Raw genomic sequence first — 20,818 nt, forward strand, 5'->3', positions numbered from 1 at the left:
TACTCCAGATCATTGCATGAGATACACCACATATTCCCACAACCGTACTGGTCCGTCAAGCGAAAAAAGTGTATACTGAATACTATAAAAAACTATTCAACTCTATGCACAAGCCATCCAGTTTCAATGATTATATCATCGCATTTGCCACCGCATTGTTTCTCACTATCTTTCTCGGTGTGTATCTCTTCATTCGTCGCGGATTTATGATTGATGCTCCGGCCGGTATAGATGTGATGTATATGCCGAACAAGATCCTGGCTAATGTCGGCATGATGATCATTGCTCTCTCATTTCTTTTCGGACCTATTACACGTTATTTCAATCGATTCGATACATTTATCGGCTGTCGCAAAGAAATAGGTATCGTCGGGGCATTCATCGCACTTTCTCATGGTATCATTTCCTATTTCTTTCTCCCCAAGAGGTATCCGAGCGAATATATTGATTTCTTGTCATTGGAATTTTTTTCCGCTCTCGTCGGGGCATTCTTTCTCTTTTTTCTTTTCATCATCTCTTTCAAAAAAGCCATCGAATTGATCGGGGCGGGTCGGTGGTGGTTCTGGCAACGGTTTGGTCTCCGTATTGTCGTCATACTCACCCTCGTTCATGTCGTGTTTCTCAAATGGGAGAGTTGGATGAGATGGTTCGTAGAAGACCTCCCTGTCTCGAAAGAACTTGTTTTCACCTGGTTACCAGCCGTCAATCTCCTCACAACACTTTTCATCGTTTGGGTCGTCCTCATACGAATCTATGAATCGATTTTCCTCTTCCAGGATTTCGGTTGGAAAACCAAAGAAATTTCCATGGATCCCGTACTTCACGCTCGTGGGAGACGATTCTTCATCGGTAGTTTCTGGGTACTCGTCCTCCTCTATATTATTGTCTTCACACGTTTTCTTTTTTAAAACGAGAAGTATAATCTTCGTAGTAAAAATCCCCTCTCTCAGAGAAGGGATTTTTTATAGTTGCAGAATTTTATTACAGAACTCTCTATATTCTTCTTAAAAGCCAATTTTTCATCATCGTTCCACCTCTCACAAGAGCTCTCAGTAAAACGAAAAAAGAAGCCTCCAATCAACACACTCTTAGCTTCTTTTTTCGATCTGAGAGCTCTTGCTCAGTCAGAGTGGAAAGGATGATGAAAAATTCTTTTGAGAAGAATAATACAAATATAACTATTCCTGTCTCCGTTTTTCTCGGATATATGCTGTGATGGCTGGCAAAAACGAGAGGGAAATAATCACAAGAATGATTGGCAAGAGATATTTGTCGACATCGATCACATTCCCGAGGAAATAGCCCAGGAGTACCAAACCAATTACCCAGAGGAATGCCCCGATAACATTGTAGAGAAAAAAGACCGAGTATTTCATATTTGCTACGCCAGCGATGATCGGTGCGAACGTTCTCACAATCGGCATAAATCGTGCAAGAAGAATCATCTTGGGCCCGTGCTGTTCGTAAAAATATTGTGCTTTGAGGGCGTGTGCTTTTTTGAAAATGAGCGAATCTTCTCGACTGAAGATTTTCGGTCCGATGCGTCTACCAAATTCATAACCGAGCATATTGCCAAGTACCGCAGAAAGAAACAATCCAATCAAGAGTACGGGGAGCGAAAAGAAACCACCCGCAGTGAGGAATCCAGCGACAAAGAGCAGACTGTCCCCTGGGAGGAAAAATCCCAAGAAAAGACCAGTTTCCGCAAAAACAATACCGAAAAGTCCGGTATAACCGACGGCTTTGATAAGACCGATGAGATCGCCTCGGAAAACACCATCGACAAACGTCTGGATAAAATCCATACAAGCAATATTCATAAAATTACTCATTCATTATACCCGAGAAAAAGACAAAAGAAAAACCCCGACACGAGGTCGAGGTTTTTGAAACAAGAGACAAACAATGACTATTTCAATGTTACGGTTGCACCAGCTTCTTCGAGTTTCTTCTTGATGGTTTCAGCATCAGCTTTGGAAACTTTTTCTTTGATAGCTTTTGGAGCAGCATCTACCAAATCCTTGGCTTCTTTGAGTCCGAGACCAGTGATTTCACGAACAGCTTTGATCACGTTGATTTTCTGTGCACCAGCAGCAGTCAATTCAACATCGAATTCGCTCTTCTCTTCTGCAGCAGCAGCTTCAGCGACTGGAGCAGCACCCATCATCATAGGAGCAGCAGCAGAGACACCAAACTTGTCTTCGAGAACTTTGACGAGTTCTGAGAGATCGAGCACGCTCATCTTCTCAATTTCAGCAACGAGTTTTTCGAACTTTGCTGGCACTACCACTTCTTTCTTTTCTTCTGTCATATGATTATATTATATTACTTATATTAACAAAAAATATTACGCTTTCTTTTCTTCAATAGCCTTGAGTACTCGCACCAGTCCATTCAAATTGCCATTCAACACTCGTACGAAACTTGATATTGGAGCTTGGAGAGTACCGACCAACTGTGCTCGCATCTCGTCTCTGCTTGGCAATTTGGCGAGAGCCTTGACCTCTTCTATCGACAATTCCTTGATCCCGAGCGATCCACCTTCAATAGTGAAAGGAATATCTCTGTTGGCCTTGGCAAATGCGGCGAGGACTTTGGCAGCGGTCACTTCATCAGAAGAGAATGCGACACCGATCTGACCATCGAGCTTCCGTACATCCACTACCACACCAGCTTCTTTGAGTGCGAGATTGAGCAGTGTCTTCTTGAGCACTTGCCAACCAGAACCATTTGCATTCAGTTCTTTGCGTACTGCAGAGACGTTCTTCACTGATACGCCTTTGAAGTTTGCGAAAACCAAAGCTTTCGATTCTTTGATTTTGTTCGACACCTCAGTAATGAGGATTTCTTTCTGTTGTTTCGTTTGCATACAGTTTTATGATAAAAAAATCTACGGTTTATGGCCGTAGAATTGAAAAAACATCTTTCCAATCATTCTTGATGCTATCTTTTAAAACATCATCGAGAACGTTCCTCGTAAGGATTTATGTGTTACACGTCACACCTTAGGTCTACGGATATTTGATTGTACTCTTATACTACAGGAATTATCGTGATCAGTCAAGACTACGCCTTTGCTTCTGGTTCTACTGGAGTGACGACTTCTGGAGTAGCAACAGGGGTTTCGGCAACCGTTTCAGTAGCAACAGGAGTCTCTTCTACGACTGGAGTAGCTTCGGCAGGAGCTTCGACAACTGGTACTTCTTTCACAACTGGACGAGGCATTTTCTTGGCGATTTTCTTGGCTTCGATCACTCCTTCACGAACGAGTGTGTTGTGCACAGCAGGAGATACTTGAGCTCCTTGTCCGATCCAATAGAGGATTCGTTCTTTCTTCAAGATAGTCGTTTTCTGATGAGGATTGTAGCTTCCGAGGATTTCGATATGACGCTTTCCTGGAGCCTTGGTATGTTCTTGAAGAACAACACGAAACTGAGCCTGATTCTTCTTTCCTGTGCGATTGAGACGTATTACTAACATAACGGATATACAAAAATTAAGATAGAGTTTCTATACAGGTTCCACTCTACCGCATTTTTCAAACCCTGTCAACCAAACCATTGGGATTTTTCTTCATTTTTCAATCCTTCTCTTCATCAATGGCTCAATAAAACTCAGTTTTTACGATAATTTAGCAATCTCACTGTTTGTAATCTGGTCGAGGCGGATAGAGAGAAGCTGGGAGACGCCATCAGCGCCCATCGTAACGCCGTAGATGATACCAGCCTGTGACATTGTCTCGCGGTTGTGAGTAATAGCGATGAACTGAGTATCGAGCGAGAGTCCGCCGAGCATCGAGCTGAATCGTCTAGAGTTGGCTTCATCGAGAGCGGCCTCTACTTCATCGAGGACAGCAAATGGTGGTGGATTGTGAGAGATGATAGCAAAGAGGAGTGCGAGCGAAGTGAGTGATCGTTCCCCTCCAGAGAGCATCGAGAGGTTGGTGATTTTCTTTCCTGGTGGGCACGCAAAAATCTCGATACCGAGTTCGTATGGCGTCGAAATTCCTTCTTCGGACATATCTTCTGAAGCATTCTCACTCTCATCACTTTCTCGACGACGAGAAGGGATTTTCACAATTTCGATTTCCGCTTTTCCTCCACCAAAAATGATTTTGAAATATTCTTCAAATTTTTTCTTGATTTCTTTGAAAGCATCGTGGAATTCTTTGTCGATTTTCTGTTCCATTTCTTTGGTGACTGCACGGAGAGATTCTCCTGCTTGCTTGAGATCAGTCGATTCACGGGTCAAAAATTCGAAACGTTTTTCTGTTTCCTGATATTCTTCGACGATAAGCGGATCGATCGTGCCGATATGTTCCACCTCTACTTTGAGGCGAGAAATCTCGTGTTCCATACGCTCACGCTCGACTGGAGTATTGTCATAACGGAGTTCTGTAACAGGGATGCCGAGCTCTTCTCGAACGAGGTTCGTGATATCTTCTTCGCGTACTTCGACACGAGCCAAGCGAACTTTTACTTCATTTAATTGATCTTTGAGACGAGTCAAGAGATATTCTTTCTGACGCCATTCTTTTTCTTTCAAGAAGAACGTCTCTCTCCCGACACGAGTACGTTCCTGCATCGCACAGAGAACAGATTCTTTTTCATTCAATGACTGGAGAAGGATTTCTGAACGCTTGTTGAGAGATTCTTTTTCCTTCGTAAACGTCGCGATTTTTTCATCGCTGATTTTTTTCTCTGCTTCTGGAAGCGTGATGATTTTCTTTTCTTTGACACTGCCTACACCCGCCTTCTCTTGGAGGTCATAGAGCTTCTGCTTGATAACCTGCGCGAATTCACGAATGTCTTGCAGGTCTTCAAGTTTCTCTACATTCTGGATACGTTTGATAAGTTCTTCTTGATGCGTACGGATTTCATCAAGTGCTTTTTTCACATAATTCAGATCGACAGGGATGACACGGATCACTTCTTCCGATTTCTGTTTCTCTTTTTCGATTTCGATTTTTCCATCAAGAATACTCCTGTCTCGGAGCAGTGTATTGGACTCATCTCGGAGTGTCATCATCTCTCGATTGATCGTCTCTTCTTCTGTCTGATCCCCCATTTGTTCTCCAGCCTGAGCGACCTCGCGCGACAACGTATTGGTCTCTACATCGAGATCGAATACTTGCTTCTGCATACCGTCACGTTCTGAGAGGAGAGTACCTCGTTCTTTCTGAAAATTATTCCAGAGAAAACTATAGAGGAGGAATTGTTTGGAACGGAGTTTTTCGGCGATGTCTTTCCCTTGTGAAGCCTTCTCTGCCTGACGACGGAGATTTTTCAAATGTGGTTCTATTTCGAGAAGGAGACTATCGACACGGACGAGATTCTCTCGTGTACTTTCCAATTTTCGGAGTGCCCGCTCTTTCTCTATCTGATACTGTTTCACGCCCGCTGCGTCCTCGAATATCGAGCGTCGTTCAGTCGGAGTAGCATTCAGCACGGCATCGGACATACCCTGAGTGATGACACAGTAGCTGTCTTTGCCGATTCCCGCTTTGGCGAGGAGATCGACGATGTCGAGGAGACGCACACGCGCACCATTGATGAGATATTCGCTTTCTCCACTCCGATATATTTTTCGAGTGATCGATACTTCAGCAAACTCTACCGGGATTTTTTTATCAGAGTTGTCGAAATACAGAGTAACAGAGGCGGTACCGAGTCGGGCTTTCTTATCGGTTCCTGCAAAAATGACGTCTTCTGATTTTTTCCCACGGAGGTTCTTGAGCGACTGTTCTCCGATGGCCCAACGAATAGCATCAGCGACGTTTGATTTACCAGAACCGTTTGGTCCGACGATAGCCGTGATGCCACATTTGGTATTCTGTACGATGTCGCAGTCAGGCAAAAAATCCAATGCCGTCTTATTGGCAAAGGATTTGAATCCGCTCATTTCAAGTTTCTTGAGATACATTGATACAATTTCAAATTTTAAATTTCAAATTTTGAAACAAAGACCAAAACATCAAAAAGAGGATATTTTGAAATTTAGAATTTATAATTTGAAATTACCTCCAGTATACCCCATTTCTCCCAAAAAGAAAAAACGTGCTTTCACACGTTCTTTTGGATTTTGGTATCGAATGAAGTCTCTTATTCCCAGCCCTTGATGATGAGTCCTTGACGAGCGGCTTCACGCTGAGCATCCTGCTTGGAAATACCCTCACCTTCAGCTATGAGTTCTTCAGCAAGAAATACTCCTGCGATAAAATGTCGATCATGATCTGGTCCCCATTCTTTCAAAACACGGTAATTTGGCGTGATACCTACTTTTTCTTGAGCCAATTCCTGGAAACGACTCTTCGGGTCAGTGTAGAGTCCTTCTGTCAGGACTTCACTCATATGCGCTGTGATAATATATTTTTCGACAAATTGTTTCGATGCATCATATCCCTGATCCATATAGAGCGCCCCGATGATGGATTCCATCGCATTGGCGACGAGGTACGTGCGAGCACGTCCCGTATCTTTCGATTCCCCACGACTCATAAGAAGAAAATCTTGCAATCCCAACTCATGACCGATTTTCCCGAGCATATCGCCATTGACGAGGGCGGCACGAAAACTCGTGAGTTCCCCTTCTGGGTTTTTGAAGTTATCAAACAGATACCGCGTGACGATAAGTTCGAGCACAGCATCTCCGAGAAATTCTAATCGTTCATTGTGAGGATGAGAATATTCTTTGTGTTCATTGAGATAGGACCGATGTGTCAGAGCTTCCTGAAAGAGATCGACATTCACGATATCGATTCCAAGTGTTTTTTTCAGTTGTACCAAATCTATTTTCTTTTCTGACATAAAATCACACGTTATTTGAAGAAAAAAGCTTCAGACGAAGCTTTACTTTGAGATTTTTTTCGCAACAGGTTTTTTCTCTTTTTTCTGTTCTGCTTGTTTGGCATCTTTCTCGAGATTTTTCTTGTGATTCTCTGAGATATCATTTTTCATCGGCTCACCCATCTCACGATAGATAGTTCCGAGTACTCCATTGACGAAACGTGCGCTCGCATCACTGCCAAATGTTTTTGCGAGTTCAATAGCTTCATTGATAGCGACTTTTGGAGGAACTTCATCATAATTCCCGAACATGAGTTCGTAGATACCAAGACGGAGAATATTTCGATCGATAACCGTGATTTGATCAATAGGCCACTCTGGAGCACATTTTTCTATCAGTTTGTCGATAGTAGACCGTTCGAGAAGTGTCCCTTCCATCAAGTGTTCAGCAAAAATAGACTCTTCCATTCCAGGAGCGAACTCAGCGATGTTTCGTTTCAAAACCTCACGAGATTTGTCATCGTGCTTACCCTGAAAATCCCACTCGAAGAGGGATTGCATCGCGACTGATCTTTGAAGGTGCCTGTTTGCCATTTTTATTGAAAAAGCTGAAGAAAATTCTTGCCTCTTTTCATTCAAAAAAGAAGGCCGCTCTTTTCCTTAAGCAGCTTGTTTTGTTTTTTCGGATTTGAGTTTTGGAGCCATATCGATCATTTCTTTCCCCTTGTAGGTGCCACAAGTAGGGCAAACACGGTGAGAAAGCACACGAGCTTTGCATTTTGGGCATTCTTGGGTATTGATCAATTGGACATCATACTGCTTACGAGCACGGTCACGTCGATGATGGGTATGTCTCTGTTTTGGGTTTGCCATATCAGTAGAAAATTATTAACATTCCCACTATAACATCCCTTTTCACTTTTGGCAAGAAGATGATAGACCAAATCACAAAACTCAATACACAAAAACCAAACAGAACACAAATTCCAACGCTCAAAGCACAAATTCTCGTCTGCACACGTTTTGGTTCTGTGTTTTGAATATTTGTGCTTTGTTTGGTTTTTGTGCTTTAAAAATTGTGTTTTATCTCTTCTTCGGTTTGAGTACATTCGCGAATCGTTTATTCACATTTTCAGGAAAGACGAGCTCATTCTTTATTCACCTTTTGGAGGAAAATGCTCTTTTATCTTTTGTACAAGATCAGGATGATAATGTTCTGCTTCTTTACTTCTCGTTTTCTGTTTTTCGAACCATTCTGGATTTGCAACTCGAAATTGTTCTACAAATTTTTTGATAGATATATGACTTGAAGATATTTTACCCTGAAGACTTCTAGCGCTTTCCCATCCCTCCTTCTTTTGTGGAATAGATGTGAAATGTTCCATTATTTTCTCCACTAATTCGGGATGATAATGTTCTGCTTCCATATTTCTATTTTTCTGTTTTTCGAACCATTCTGGATGTGCAACTCGAAATTGTTCTACAAAGATTGCGATAGGTTTATAATCTGAAGATATTTTATCACGAAGACCATTAGCGCTTTCCCATCCCTCCTTCTTTTGTGGAATAGATGTGAAATGTTCCATTATTTTCTCCACTAATTCGGGATGATAATGTTCTGCTTCTTTTCCACTTGCTTTCTGTTTTTCGAACCATTCTGGATGTTCAACTCGAAATTGTTCTACAAAGATTGCGATAGGTTTATAACCTGAAGATGTTCTATTACAAAGACTGCTGGCGCTTTCCCATCCCTCCTTCTTTTGTAGAATAGATGTGAAATGTTCCATTATTTTCTCCACTAATTCGGGATGATAATGTTCTGCTTCTTTAGAGTTCGTTTTCTGTTTTTCGAACCATTCTGGATGTTCAACTCGAAATTGTTCTGCAAATGTTTTGATAACATAGAAATCTGCGATCTTTCTGTTGTGGAAACTCCCCGCGCTTTCCCATCCTTCTTTCTTTTGTGGAACAGATGTGAAATGTTCCATTATTTTCTGCACCAAATCAGGATGATAATGTTCTGCTTCTTTGCCTCTCGCTTTCTGTTTTTCGAACCATTCCGGATGCTCAACTCGAAATTGTTCTACGAATGCCATGATAGATTTATAATAATCTGAAGATATTTTTCCCCTAAGACCACTGGCACTTTCCCATCCCGCCTTTTTCCGAGGCACCTCAACTCGTGGCACAAAATCAGATTGAGGAATATTTACTGTAGTTTGTTTTTCTCCTTCATCTTTACTATTTACCTCTGCAAAAAACTCCTCTGTAAGATAAGCAACCATCTTCTTCCTCCAAAGAGGACTCTGGATGAGTCGTCTGCCTGCTTCTGGAGTCTCTTTGATCAAATCATTGAATGCATTTTTGTTTCGAACATCAAGTTGTTCAATCGGAACAGCAAGAACTTCTGTATCAAGGATATATGAAGCATTTCCTTCTTCTTCACAAAGATAGACGACTCTATTCAAAGACTCTATCAAGACTCTGTAGTAGGGGTGCTGTCGCATCATTTCATCTGTTGTGGTTCCTTCTGTAATACGGATAGATGTTTCTTCTCCTTCTTGTGAAAGAGTGTAACCAAGGTCATTTTCGAGTATATAGAGGAGGGTAAGAAGACGTGGTATGAGTTTTTTTCGTTCCACTCCAGCACCTGATCCAGAAATAATGCCGCCTTTTCCTTCTTGAGGAGGAAGAATGACTGTGTCTCTCATCTCTGTCTGTGAAACAATGAGGTTCCGTAGCTGTGTCATAGTTTGCTCTCTTTCTGAGACAGCCTGAAGGGTTTCTGTGACATCGGGGATGTTCATTGCTTGTAGAGCTCTGTTTTCCACTTCTGCATCTACAAGAGGAATGACACTCTGTGTTTTTTTGTATTCAGTCACTGCTTTTTCAATCAATACTACAAGCTCATTTAATGTAGTATCAAAAAATGTCTGGACATTCTCAGGAGAAACTGAAGTGCTCAGTATTTTTTGATAGATTTTTTGGAGTTCTACTTTCAACTGTTCTTTGGGTGGTTGGAATTCGAATGAGGGCATAACGGATAGAAAGATATTATTAAGTTTATCATAACACAGAAAATCTTTACCGTTTTTTTGGCTTGAGTACATTCGCGAATCGTTTGTTCACATTCTCAGGAAGAGCGAGAAGGACGGGGCGGAATGACATTCGATGGATAGGACACGGGCCGAGATGACGCAGGGCATCCATATGGACTTTCGTCCCATAGCCTTTGTGCTGTGCGAATCCATACCCCGGATATTCCTTGTCCGCTGTTTCGATGATGCGATCACGAGTCACTTTCGCGATGATAGATGCGGCAGCAATCGATTTCACAATACCATCCCCTCCTACCACCGCTTCTTGTGACGATGAATAACTCGGAATAAGCTGATTACCATCAACCAAAAGATGAGTGTTTCCTACTGATTCACGAGGGAGTTGTTTCGTCAGTTGTGACACAGCGCTTTTCATCGCGAGAAATGTGGCCTGGAGAATATTCACTCGATCAATCGTTTCGGCACTGACGATGCCGACACCGACGTAAAAATATTCATGGATAAAATCAAAAAGTTCTTCCCGTTTTTTCTCAGAAAGCTTCTTGGAATCACGGATGAGTGCAAACGTTTTGGCGAGTTCCTCTGGAATCTGGAAAGAGAGGTCTCGATAGCACACTGCCCCCGCGACGACTGGTCCTGCGAGCGGGCCCCTCCCTGCTTCATCGATGCCAATGACAAACAAGGGTGGCTGTCCATCCCCTCGTATCAGACTCTGTTCTTTATCAAACGTTGTTTCAAACATACGTCAAGTATACCGTACATCGCAGAAACTCTCAAAAGTATCTCTCTTACACTAATAGAGTGATCCATCAAAAGAATTTTCTCAGCATCCTTTCCACACTGACTGAGCAAGAGCTCTCAGATCGAAAAAAGAAGTTATGATTGTGTCGATTGGGGACTGCTTTTTTCGTAATACTGAGAGCTCTTGTGAGAGGTGGAACGATGATGAAAAATTGGCTTTTGATGGATCAATACCTATGAGATAATAAGGTTTCACTTTTTTCTCGAGAGATGGTATACTTTTCTTACAATAAATTTCTCTGCAAAACCCATGGAGTTCCTCCGGGCTATGAGAGAACTGAAAGCAATGTCTAATACCCAATACCTAATATCTAATAACTTGCCCCGCTCTTTTTATTGCGTGGTTTTTTAATTTTCAATTTCCCCTTTTAAACGAAGTTTTTGAATTAAAAAAAATTTGATATTGAGATATTGATTAGATATTAGAAATTAGAAATTAATAATTAGAAATTAAATTGCTATGCAATTTACTCATCTCCACGTTCACTCACACTATAGCCTCCTCACGGCACTCCCGAAGCTCGAGGAACTTTTGGCGCAGGCCAAAGAATACGGCATGACATCACTCGCACTTACCGACACCTCTGCTCTCTATGGTGCCGTCGAGTTCTACATGAAGGCCAAGGAAGTCGGCATCAAACCAATTTTTGGTGCAGAAATATTCGTTTGTGAGAATCTCGAAAGCAAAAACAATACAGCAGAGGATCGTCGTCGTCATCAGCTCGTACTCCTCGTCAAGAATGAAGCTGGCTACAAGAATTTAATGAAAATCATTTCGATTGCTCAGCTCGATGGATTCTACTACAAGGCCAGAGCTGACAAAAAACTCCTGAGACAATATCACGAGGGACTTATCGCACTCTCAGGATCACTCCAGGGAGAAGTCCCTTCGGAAGTCATCTACGGCAATCAAGAACGAGCCAAGATGGCTGCTCTCGAATATCAGGACATATTTGGCACAGGAAATTTCTATCTCGAACTCGGACCAAATTTCGAGTATGAGAATCAGATGATTGCCAACCAAGGACTCATCCAAATCAATCGTGAAACAGGCATTCCAATAGTTGCCGCCTCGGATGTACACTACGTCAAGAAAGAACACGCAGAAATACAAGACATTCTCCTTTGTATCCGAGACAACAAAAAAGTGACTGACAAAGAACGTTTCAGTATGATGTCGCTCGATCTCTCGATGCGCTCGGAAGAAGAAATGACTCAGATTTTCCGAGACTTTCCAGAAGCTATTACCAATACACAAGTCATCGCCGATGCTTGTGATTTCACCATTCATCTCGGAGAAAATCACCTCCCATCATTCCCTCTCCCAGAAGGTGAGACGGCAGATACATTCTTACGTAAACTCTGTGAAATAGGACTGACGAAACGTTATGAGAGACAAACCATCACCGAAGAACAAAAAAGTCGTATGGACTATGAGCTCGGTGTTATCGAAAAAACAGGATTTGCATCTTACTTCCTCATCGTGCAAGATTTCGTCAACTGGGCAAAGGAAAATGGCGTCGTCGTCGGTCCCGGACGTGGATCGGCAGCAGGGAGCTTTGTCGCCTATCTCACAGGCATCACCGATCTTGATCCGATCAAGTATGTCCTCCTCTTCGAACGATTTTTGAACCCTGAACGTATTTCAATGCCAGATATCGATATGGACTTTGCAGATACTCGCCGTGATGATGTGCTCAATTATGTTCGTGAGAAATATGGCAATGATCACGTCGCACAGATCATCACGTTTGGGACGATGGCAGCACGCGCTGCGATACGCGATGTCGGTCGTGCTCTCGGATTTGCCTATGACATTTGCGACAAAACTTCCAAGATGATTCCGATGTTTACTTCTATCACCAAAGCTCTTGCTGAAGTGCCAGAATTCAAAAAATGGTATGCAGAGAATGCTGATGCGAAAAAACTAATCGACGCTGCTATGAAAGTCGAAGGTCTCGTACGTCATGCTTCGATGCACGCGTGTGGTGTCGTGATTACGAAAGACCCTGTCACAGAATACACTCCCCTCCAACGTGTATCCGGTACTCGTGTTGGTGTTGTGACGCAATATGCCAACTCGACCAAATGCGCTGCTGTCGAAAAAATTGGTTTGCTCAAGATGGACTTTCTCGGACTCAAAAACCTCACCATTATCCAGAATGCTCTTCGTATCATCGAAAAAACACGAAACGAAGTGATCGACATCGAAAAAATTCCTATCGATGATGCACTCACATTCAAACTCCTTCAAGAAGCACACACAACTGGTGTTTTTCAGTTGGAAAGTTCTGGGATGAAACGGTATCTCAAACAACTCAAACCGACCATCTTCGAAGATATCATCGCAATGGTCGCCCTCTATCGTCCAGGTCCGATGGACTATATACCTGACTTCATCGGTGGCAAACATGGAACAAAGAAAATCGAATACCTCCATCCCTCACTCGAACCGATTCTCCAAAACACATACGGTGTCGCTGTATATCAGGAACAGCTGATGCAGATCGCTCGTGAATTGGCTGGATTCAGTTATGGTGAAGCTGACGTGCTCCGTAAAGCGGTCGGCAAAAAAATTCTCGCTCTCGTCGTCGAGCAACGAGAAAAATTCATCGATGGTTGTATCAAAAATGGAGTGCAGAAAAAAGTAGCAGAAAAAGTTTTCTCATTCATCGAGCCATTTGCTGGATACGGATTCAACCGTTCTCACGCCGCCTGTTATGCTCTCATCGGATACCAGACTGCTTATCTCAAAGCGCATTATCCAGCAGAATTCATGGCAGCGCTTCTCACTTCTGATCAGGACAACATCGAACGTATCGCCATCGAAGTACGTGAAGCCAAAGAAATCGGTATCGAAGTACTCGCTCCTCATATCAATGAAAGTTTCGGTGAATTTGCTGTAGTGGCCACCAAAGACACCACTACCAAACGTGTCCGATTTGGACTCAATGCTATCAAAAACGTCGGGACGGTCGTTGCTGAAGAAATCGTACTCGAACGCAAACGGAACGGAAAATATATTTCGCTCGAGAATTTTGTCGAACGAGTGAAAACCAAAGATCTCAATAAAAAATCTCTCGAGGCACTCATCAAAGTCGGTGCGCTCGAAGGTTTTGGTGAGAAAAATCAACTCCTCGAGAGTATTGACGCTATCTTGCAATATGGGAAAAATCTCAAAACGATTGCTGAAACACATTCAAGCAGTCTCTTCGGAGAGATGACCATGGAAACAAGTAAAATAAAATTGATTCCAGCTCTCATCGCTACCAAAAAAATGACGCTTGGATGGGAAAAGGAACTCCTCGGTCTCTATGTAAGCGATCATCCCGTGAGTGAATATCGATCCTATTTCAACAAAACAACCGTATCGATACACGACCTCGAGAAACAACCCGATGACAGTCGTGTCCGTATCGGAGGAGTCATCACTGATATCCGAAAAATTCTTACCAAGAAACAGAACACGATGTATTTTATCGGTCTTGAAGACATGACAGGACGCGTCGAAATCCTCGTCTTTGGGAAAACAGCCGAACGTACAGGAGATTCTTGGATAGACGGAGAGGTTGTGATCGTCGATGCTCGCATATCACAACAGGATGGTGCACTTCGTTGTATCGCCGAAGGTGTCGAAAAAATATCTGAAAGTACCCTCACTCAATTTGCCCGTGCTGAAGCTACACGAGCCAAAAGTACAACGAGAAAATCATCAGTAGAAGAAGGAAATCGCATTCTCATTACTATCAAAAAAGATGCTCCAGAAAAAATTATCGAGCATCTCTCCCAATGTCTCAAGACCATTCCAGCAGGTTCACAGAAAGTAGCCGTCAAAATTCAAAATGCTGTTATCGAAACAACATTTTCCATCGCTCCTACAAAAGAACATCTCATACAGTTACAAAATCTCGATGGTGTCGAATCTCTTTCGTAGTCACTTGACCTTTTGTACGAAAAACGCTATAAAAAGGTATTCTTTAACAACTTTCCACATTCTACAAGGAGCATTATCATGAATAATGAACGACCTCTCATGGCTATGACTCTGAGATCGAGACATCAGGTGCCTCGTTGGTATTCTCTCGCCTCAATTCACAATCCACATGGACTGGAACTTTTTGTTCACTTCGAGACATGGCAAAGAATGCTTTCTTTTTGTGAGACAGAAATACAACCAAAAAACTTTCAAGTAAAAACGAAGGGGTACGATCTGGTCAATGTCAAATTTCCTTTCCCTGCTGATTGGTCAGGAGATGATTGCAAATCACTTCAAAAAACTCTCTCTGTCTTATTTGGTGCGTTGGACTCTGTAAGAAAAGATACTCAATCGGACAAGTTTCAGCTTGTCACTTACGGAATCATGCGGTCAGTCAACGAATTGAAGGGATATGTACTCGATGCCTATATTTCGTATGAAATGAAATGTCTCCTCGCAAATAATAGGGACAAGGCAAGTGAGATCGCAACTGAGGCCATGAGAAAAGCCGTACGACGTCTCCATCATCCAGTAAGGCCGGAAGAATTCAAAGCCTTCGTTGATCAAGAAGGGTTTTTATGTTTATATGTCTCTGATGGTGGTGGAACTTTCTTGGGTGCGGACTACAGAGACAGAGAGCTCTCTTCCGACAGACCTGTCGGGTATAGCATGACAGGAGACAATATTGATTCTCCTTCTTCTCAACTCATTTTCCTCTCCGCCCTCGCTGCCATCTCTGCCTGGGGTGATGAACAATAATCGGTCGAAAAAACTTTGAGAGTCTGACCAACTCTCTTTTTCTTTGCCAAAAATGAAAACTGTGACATACTATCTGGATGAAAAAAATGTATGATAAAACTATTGTGATCGTCGGACCGACGGCTTCTGGGAAGTCGGATTTGGCTATTGCTCTGGCAAAAAAATATAATGGCGAAATCATCTCCGCCGATAGTCGCCAAGTCTACCGTGGAATGGATATCGGAACGGGAAAAGTGATCCGTGACAAAGTCGTGAATCATTCTGAGCTTGTCGAAGGGTCTTCAAAAAAAGAAGTGTTCTTTTCAGAGGGAATTATTCATCATCTCCTCGATGTGGCCAGTCCTAAGAGGACATACAATGTCACCCACTTCGTCCGTGATACGAAGAAAATTATCATTGATATTCGTAACCGAGAAAAGATACCTATTATTTGTGGTGGGACAGGATTCTGGGTGCAATCATTCATCGATGGCACTCTCTTCCCGGTCGTCAAACCAAACACACTGTTACGGAAAAAACTCAGCAAACTTTCCGCGGAAGAACTCTTTCTCTTACTCCAAAAAAAGGATCCAAGCCGGGCACAAAATATTGATGCAAAAAATAAAGTCCGTCTCATTCGCGCTCTCGAAATCTGTGATGCTCTCGGGACAGTCCCTACTCTTCGTTGTCTTCCCCGACTTGATCGGGGATCCATGGATTCCCGTCTTCCTGCCCGAATCGCTACGCGAATCGTTGCGGGCGGGCACGGGAATGACACAGTGATTATTGCTCTCTGTCCACCACAAGAAACACTTCATAAAAATATCGAGGCTCGTCTCGAAAAAAGACTCGCACAGGGTATGATTGCCGAGATAGAAACACTCCGCGCAAACGGTATCAGCTGGAAGCGACTTGAAAGTTTTGGACTCGAGTACAAATATGTCGCACTTTTTCTCCAAAAGAAAATCGCCCTAGAAAAAATGAAAGAGCGTCTCAATTTTGAAATCAGACACTATGCAAAACGTCAGATCACTTGGCTCAGGCGATGGGAGAAGATGGGTGCCACCATTCACTGGGTCACCAAGCCGAAAGAAGTTACTGAAATTCTTAAAAAAAACACATAAAACGTTCAGATACTTTTCTCAAAGTATCACTCACATTTTTTCACAAGAATTTTTCTGGAGGAATTGGAGGGTTTTCGAGCATGGTTCCGGTCGTTTCGACCGGATCGAAAAAACTCCATTAAGAGAAGTCCGTCGCTGGACGGACGGAATGACCTCCAGGAAGATTGCTTGTGATAGAAATGTATTACTTACAAATAGAAAAATCAAAAAAGTCTAAAAAGTTTTTAGATGATCCTTGTTAAAGCAGTTTTAACAAATGGCTCCCTAAAAAACTTTTTAGACTTTTTTCTTCTTCGGACTACTTCAGTTTCTCTTTTAATACATCTGCTACAACTTTCGGATTGGCCCCGCCCGCAACGATTCGCAAGCGAAGCGTAGCGATTCGGGCAGGCTTTCCCCTTTATTTTCTTTCCACCAGAGGTGGATCGGAAATTATCAGCTAGCTGAGTTTCTTCTTCAATAATTCCTGTACGATTTTCGGATTGGCCTTCCCTTTCGTAGCCGACATCACCTGCCCGATGAGAAACTGGAAAGCATTCTGCTTGCCGGCGCGATAATCAGCCACTGATTTTTCGTTGGCAGAAAGTACTGACGAGACAATCGTCTCCAATTCTGAAGTATCGCTCATCTGAGACAGATTCAATCGTTCGATAATATGCGATGGATCATTATCTCCTCCTTTGTACATTTCCGCAAGTACTGTCTGAGCAGCACTGGAGTTTATTTTTCCTTCGGCGACAATGCCAATGAATTCTGCGTAGTTTTCTGGCGTAATTTTGATATTCGTAATATCTTCTCCGTGCTCTGTAAAATATTTTCGTAACTCAGTGAGGACATAATTGGAAGCGAGTTTCATCGCGCGCTCAAATGGCACGGTGACTTCTCGAGACTTGACCTTCTCAGCAAGTTCACTCGCTACTGCTTCAAAATAATTTGCGAGATGATGATCGTCTGTCAGTGTCACTACATCCGCGAGAGGGAGACCATATTCCGTCACAAACCGATGAAGCTTCGCATCAGGCAATTCGGGCAGTGTCGCACGCAACTTCTCTACGTATTCTGAATCAAATTCAAACGGAGGAATATCTGGTTCCGGGAAATATCGATAGTCATGAGCAGATTCTTTCTTCCGCTGAGAAACAGTGAGATTTTTTGCCTCGTCCCATCCTCTGGTTTCCTGTACGAGTTTTTCTCCTGCCTCAAGCACGCTCGTCTGTCTTACAATCTCATATTCGATAGCACGTTCGACAGAACGAAATGAATTGATATTTTTCACTTCTACTTTGGTACCAGACAATCGATCCGCTCCATCGGGATAAAGTGAGATATTCACCTCACAACGCATCTGACCCTTTTCCATATCAGCATCTGATACATCGAGATAGCGAAGTGTCTGACGGAGTTTCTGACAGAATAATCGCACATCTTTCCCTGTCGAAAAATCAGCTTCGGTGACAAGCTCCATAAGTGGTACACCAGCACGGTTAAAATCCACCAATGTGAAATGTTCTCCCGTTGGATGCATCGACTTTCCTGTATCTTCTTCGAGATGGATACGAGTAATACGAAATGATTTCTTGGTCTCACCATCTTCTATTTCCATCACTCCGTGTTCACAAAACGGTTCATCGTACTGAGAAATTTGATACCCCTTTGGAATATCTGGATAGAAGTAATTCTTTCGATCAAATTTGGAATTGAGACGAAGTGTACAGCTCAAAGCGAGACCGACGCGCTGGACCGCTTCTATCGCTTTGCGATTCGGCACAGGAAGAGTTCCTGGTTGAGCAGTACAGACAGGACAAATATTGACATTTGGTACCGTCTCCACGCCGAGTCCATTTTTGCACGCACAAAACATCTTGGAAGCTGTTTTCAGCTCTGCATGAATTTCCATTCCTATCGTAACGTTGTATTTCATAAAGATATTGAGAAACACTCTTCAATTAAACAAATTCTTACACATCAATTCTAACACCATCTGCATATTCTCTCAATCTCTCATCTTTCTCTACGAACACTCTACATCTCCAGTTTTTTCACCATTTCATCCACCTGTGCATAGAGTTCTTCGAGCGTTCCATCATTATTGATGACGAAATCAGCACGTTCTTTCAAGGCACGAATCTGCGTTTCTGATTCGAGCAATGCATCTTTCTCAAATTGTGCTTCTGTCTTGATGGTGTCATCAGTATTCTGATGTCTCTGAATCAATCGTTTGTATCGTGCTTCAGGAGAAGTCTCCACATAGACAAAATAGAAATGTTCTTCATTTTCCAAATGGATGATATCTGGTGATCGACGTATACCATCGACAACAACGAGTTTGTTTTCACTTTTTTCTGCCTCTGCCAATATCACCCGAGAAAATATATCCTCTCCAAAAGCTTTTCGAAGATGGAGAGAAAGTTTTGCCATATTCTCTCGATTTTGCTCCAGATACAATCGATCGAGCATATCTCGGAGTGGTTGCGAAAAACGAAGCGAGGATGCCTGATATTTCTCTACCATATATTTTCCTACTGTATCTTTGCCGGATGCTATTTCTCCTGAAATACCCAAAATAATTTTCTGCATACAACTCTTTTTCTTATAAATTAATTCCTCTCTCGCACAACAAATGAAAATGTATATTGACCATTATTCTGTTTTTCTTCACTCACTACTTTTGTAAAGTCGCTATAATCAGGGAAAAATGTATCAGCATCATGAACACCCACTACTTCTGTCACATACAAACGGTCAACAATGGGCAAAAATTGTTTATAGATACTCGCCCCACCGATAATAAAAATTTCTTCTGATTCGTGCTCTTTGGCAACACTCAAAGCCTCATCAATAGAACGAACTACGAAACATCCTTCGGGCGCAAACTCTGGTGTCAACGAGAGAATGATATTCGTACGATTTGGAAGCGGTCGTCCGATAGAATGATAGGTATTTTCCCCCATCACTACGGTATGACTGGTCGTCAATTCTTTGAAGTGTTTCAGATCTTCTGGGATGTGCCACAAAAGCTGGTTATCTTTTCCGATAGCCCGCTTTTCATCTACTGCAACGATAATACTCAGCCTAGGCTTTGTCATAGAATGCTTTTATTTCTTATAGTCACAAAAAATGGAACGAATAATATTAAAAACTTTTTATATTCAGGAGCAAGAATTTTTAGATAAACCCGTCCGAAGCAGTTTCGCCCAATGGTTTTCTAAAAAATTCTTGCTCCTGAATTCTCTCCTTACTGTAAATACTTTTTTTATTTTTAAGTATTCTCCTTCAAAAATTATAGTTTACAATGACTGGACGTTGTAAATATTATTTCACTTTCTTCTCAAACCCACCGATATTCGCAATTTCTCCTCGAATAGCAGGATGTGGATCATAGCCTTCGATGATGATGTCTTCAAACACGAAATCATCGATATTTTTTCTTTCTGGATTGAGTGTCAATTTCGGGAATGGTCGCGGTTCACGAGTGAGCTGCTCTTTCACCTGGTCGAAATGATTGCTATAGATGTGTGCATCACCAAAAAAGTGTACAAATTCCCCTGGTTTGAATCCTGTCACCTGTGCCACCATATGGAGCAACAACGCATAACTCGCAATGTTGAACGGTACGCCGAGGAAAGTATCTGCACTTCGTTGGTAGAGTCCGAGATTGAGCGTATCATTCCCTGTTACCTGAAATTGGAATGTTGTATGACAAAATGGTGGGACCTCATTCTCATTACCTGCTGACGCCATTGCATAGATGAAATCCGGATTCCATGCAGAAATAACATAGGATTTGCGAAACGGTTTGTCTTTCAGTCCATCGATAACCCAACCGAGTTGATCGATTTCTCTCCCGTCACTCGCTGGCCAACGTCGCCACATTCGTCCATAAATAGTGATGAGATCACCCCATTCTCGCACAAAAGCATCATCTTCCGGAAGCGATTTCAATTTTTCAATAAACTCTTTCTGTTCCATCTGAGGAAGTCCTGTAGCAAGAGCTTGTTTGTTATACCGTTTCCATGCCCACTCGTCCCAGATATGAACATCGTTGTCGACGAGGTATTTAATATTCGAATCCCCCTTGAGAAACCAGAGGAGTTCATGAATGATACCCCGATGAAAGACCTTCTTGGTCGTGAGAAGAGGAAATCCGTCAGCCATATCATATCGCATCGAGTACCCAAAAACAGAACGGATAGAAGGCGGTGTCACTCCTCGCTCTTTGTATTGCGCCAAAATTTCTTTCGTGAAGAATACTTCTTTGTCCGATCCTTTTTCGAGAATCGTTTTCACCATATCGAGATATTGATATTCAGGATGTCGTTTTGTTTCCATAGATGG

General features: G+C 42.4%; 18 protein-coding genes. 4 read left to right on the forward strand and 14 right to left on the reverse strand.

The window, feature by feature from the left end; translation table 11 throughout:
* The first annotated feature begins 104 nt into the window (after nt 1-104).
* Nucleotides 105-908 carry a hypothetical protein gene (locus PHH40_02180; protein MDD2766555.1) on the forward strand — a complete coding sequence of 268 codons (804 nt, stop codon included), beginning with the start codon at nt 105-107 and terminating at the stop codon, nt 906-908.
* 270 nt (nt 909-1,178) lie between these two features.
* Here the strand turns inward: PHH40_02180 and PHH40_02185 are convergent, their stop codons facing one another.
* The 10 genes from PHH40_02185 to PHH40_02230 form a co-directional block, all read right to left on the reverse strand.
* The gene (locus PHH40_02185; protein ID MDD2766556.1) at nt 1,179-1,820 is read right to left on the reverse strand and encodes a VTT domain-containing protein; all 642 of its coding nucleotides are present in this window, start codon (nt 1,818-1,820) and stop codon (nt 1,179-1,181) included.
* A gap of 89 nt (nt 1,821-1,909) precedes the next feature.
* Entirely contained in the window at nt 1,910-2,311 is a 402-nt protein-coding gene (gene rplL, locus PHH40_02190; protein MDD2766557.1) for a 50S ribosomal protein L7/L12, read from the reverse strand.
* A 36-nt stretch (nt 2,312-2,347) separates the two neighbouring features.
* A complete protein-coding gene (gene rplJ / locus PHH40_02195) occupies nt 2,348-2,869 on the reverse strand; it encodes a 50S ribosomal protein L10 (GenBank protein ID MDD2766558.1) in 522 nt (173 codons plus the stop codon).
* Between the two features lie 197 nt (nt 2,870-3,066).
* A complete protein-coding gene (gene rpsP, locus PHH40_02200; GenBank protein ID MDD2766559.1) occupies nt 3,067-3,480 on the reverse strand; it encodes a 30S ribosomal protein S16 in 414 nt (137 codons plus the stop codon).
* 141 nt (nt 3,481-3,621) lie between these two features.
* Nucleotides 3,622-5,922: an AAA family ATPase gene (locus PHH40_02205; protein MDD2766560.1), complete on the reverse strand. Its 2,301-nt coding sequence runs from the start codon at nt 5,920-5,922 to the stop codon at nt 3,622-3,624.
* Nucleotides 5,923-6,101: 179 nt separating this feature from the next.
* Complete coding sequence (gene rnc, locus PHH40_02210) at nt 6,102-6,806, reverse strand: ribonuclease III (GenBank protein MDD2766561.1); 705 nt, start codon at nt 6,804-6,806, stop codon at nt 6,102-6,104.
* 42 nt (nt 6,807-6,848) lie between these two features.
* Entirely contained in the window at nt 6,849-7,379 is a 531-nt protein-coding gene (gene nusB, locus PHH40_02215) for a transcription antitermination factor NusB (GenBank protein MDD2766562.1), read from the reverse strand.
* Nucleotides 7,380-7,445: 66 nt separating this feature from the next.
* Nucleotides 7,446-7,658, reverse strand: coding sequence for a 50S ribosomal protein L32 (gene rpmF / locus PHH40_02220; GenBank protein MDD2766563.1), 213 nt, complete (start codon nt 7,656-7,658; stop codon nt 7,446-7,448).
* Nucleotides 7,659-7,939: 281 nt separating this feature from the next.
* Entirely contained in the window at nt 7,940-9,823 is a 1,884-nt protein-coding gene (locus PHH40_02225) for a hypothetical protein (GenBank protein ID MDD2766564.1), read from the reverse strand.
* 46 nt (nt 9,824-9,869) lie between these two features.
* The gene (locus tag PHH40_02230) at nt 9,870-10,586 is read right to left on the reverse strand and encodes a ribonuclease HII (protein MDD2766565.1); all 717 of its coding nucleotides are present in this window, start codon (nt 10,584-10,586) and stop codon (nt 9,870-9,872) included.
* 519 nt (nt 10,587-11,105) lie between these two features.
* Between PHH40_02230 and PHH40_02235 the strand changes: the two genes are divergently transcribed.
* The 3 genes from PHH40_02235 to PHH40_02245 all read left to right on the forward strand — a co-directional run bounded on the left by PHH40_02235 (nt 11,106) and on the right by PHH40_02245 (nt 16,483).
* On the forward strand, nt 11,106-14,579 hold the full coding sequence (locus tag PHH40_02235; protein MDD2766566.1) for a DNA polymerase III subunit alpha: 3,474 nt from the start codon (nt 11,106-11,108) through the stop codon (nt 14,577-14,579).
* A gap of 105 nt (nt 14,580-14,684) precedes the next feature.
* The gene (locus PHH40_02240) at nt 14,685-15,380 is read left to right on the forward strand and encodes a hypothetical protein (protein ID MDD2766567.1); all 696 of its coding nucleotides are present in this window, start codon (nt 14,685-14,687) and stop codon (nt 15,378-15,380) included.
* Between the two features lie 86 nt (nt 15,381-15,466).
* Nucleotides 15,467-16,483, forward strand: a complete 1,017-nt coding sequence (locus tag PHH40_02245; protein MDD2766568.1) for a tRNA (adenosine(37)-N6)-dimethylallyltransferase MiaA — start codon at nt 15,467-15,469, stop codon at nt 16,481-16,483.
* Between the two features lie 439 nt (nt 16,484-16,922).
* Here PHH40_02245 and gatB read toward each other — a convergent pair whose 3' ends face one another.
* From gatB to thyA, 4 genes are all read right to left on the reverse strand, one after another.
* Nucleotides 16,923-18,404, reverse strand: a complete 1,482-nt coding sequence (gatB, locus tag PHH40_02250; protein MDD2766569.1) for an Asp-tRNA(Asn)/Glu-tRNA(Gln) amidotransferase subunit GatB — start codon at nt 18,402-18,404, stop codon at nt 16,923-16,925.
* A gap of 101 nt (nt 18,405-18,505) precedes the next feature.
* Nucleotides 18,506-19,060, reverse strand: coding sequence for an AAA family ATPase (locus tag PHH40_02255; protein MDD2766570.1), 555 nt, complete (start codon nt 19,058-19,060; stop codon nt 18,506-18,508).
* Between the two features lie 20 nt (nt 19,061-19,080).
* The gene (locus PHH40_02260) at nt 19,081-19,569 is read right to left on the reverse strand and encodes a dihydrofolate reductase (protein ID MDD2766571.1); all 489 of its coding nucleotides are present in this window, start codon (nt 19,567-19,569) and stop codon (nt 19,081-19,083) included.
* Between the two features lie 226 nt (nt 19,570-19,795).
* Nucleotides 19,796-20,812: a thymidylate synthase gene (gene thyA, locus PHH40_02265; GenBank protein ID MDD2766572.1), complete on the reverse strand. Its 1,017-nt coding sequence runs from the start codon at nt 20,810-20,812 to the stop codon at nt 19,796-19,798.
* Between the last annotated feature and the right edge of the window lie 6 nt (nt 20,813-20,818).

It is taken from the genome of Candidatus Moraniibacteriota bacterium, from assembly GCA_028688415.1.
Taxonomy (GTDB): Bacteria; Patescibacteriota; Minisyncoccia; order Moranbacterales; family UBA1568; genus UBA1568.

Excerpts from the sequence above, each read along its gene's own strand:
- PHH40_02180 (MDD2766555.1), top strand. The coding sequence starts at position 105 with ATGCACAAGCCATCCAGTTTCAATGATTATATCATCGCATTTGCCACC.
- PHH40_02185 (MDD2766556.1), bottom strand. The coding sequence starts at position 1,820 with ATGAATATTGCTTGTATGGATTTTATCCAGACGTTTGTCGATGGTGTT.
- rplL (MDD2766557.1), bottom strand. The coding sequence starts at position 2,311 with ATGACAGAAGAAAAGAAAGAAGTGGTAGTGCCAGCAAAGTTCGAAAAA.
- rplJ (MDD2766558.1), bottom strand. The coding sequence starts at position 2,869 with ATGCAAACGAAACAACAGAAAGAAATCCTCATTACTGAGGTGTCGAAC.
- rpsP (MDD2766559.1), bottom strand. The coding sequence starts at position 3,480 with ATGTTAGTAATACGTCTCAATCGCACAGGAAAGAAGAATCAGGCTCAG.
- PHH40_02205 (MDD2766560.1), bottom strand. The coding sequence starts at position 5,922 with ATGTATCTCAAGAAACTTGAAATGAGCGGATTCAAATCCTTTGCCAAT.
- rnc (MDD2766561.1), bottom strand. The coding sequence starts at position 6,806 with ATGTCAGAAAAGAAAATAGATTTGGTACAACTGAAAAAAACACTTGGA.
- nusB (MDD2766562.1), bottom strand. The coding sequence starts at position 7,379 with ATGGCAAACAGGCACCTTCAAAGATCAGTCGCGATGCAATCCCTCTTC.
- rpmF (MDD2766563.1), bottom strand. The coding sequence starts at position 7,658 with ATGGCAAACCCAAAACAGAGACATACCCATCATCGACGTGACCGTGCT.
- PHH40_02225 (MDD2766564.1), bottom strand. The coding sequence starts at position 9,823 with ATGCCCTCATTCGAATTCCAACCACCCAAAGAACAGTTGAAAGTAGAA.
- PHH40_02230 (MDD2766565.1), bottom strand. The coding sequence starts at position 10,586 with ATGTTTGAAACAACGTTTGATAAAGAACAGAGTCTGATACGAGGGGAT.
- PHH40_02235 (MDD2766566.1), top strand. The coding sequence starts at position 11,106 with ATGCAATTTACTCATCTCCACGTTCACTCACACTATAGCCTCCTCACG.
- PHH40_02240 (MDD2766567.1), top strand. The coding sequence starts at position 14,685 with ATGACTCTGAGATCGAGACATCAGGTGCCTCGTTGGTATTCTCTCGCC.
- PHH40_02245 (MDD2766568.1), top strand. The coding sequence starts at position 15,467 with ATGTATGATAAAACTATTGTGATCGTCGGACCGACGGCTTCTGGGAAG.
- gatB (MDD2766569.1), bottom strand. The coding sequence starts at position 18,404 with ATGAAATACAACGTTACGATAGGAATGGAAATTCATGCAGAGCTGAAA.
- PHH40_02255 (MDD2766570.1), bottom strand. The coding sequence starts at position 19,060 with ATGCAGAAAATTATTTTGGGTATTTCAGGAGAAATAGCATCCGGCAAA.
- PHH40_02260 (MDD2766571.1), bottom strand. The coding sequence starts at position 19,569 with ATGACAAAGCCTAGGCTGAGTATTATCGTTGCAGTAGATGAAAAGCGG.
- thyA (MDD2766572.1), bottom strand. The coding sequence starts at position 20,812 with ATGGAAACAAAACGACATCCTGAATATCAATATCTCGATATGGTGAAA.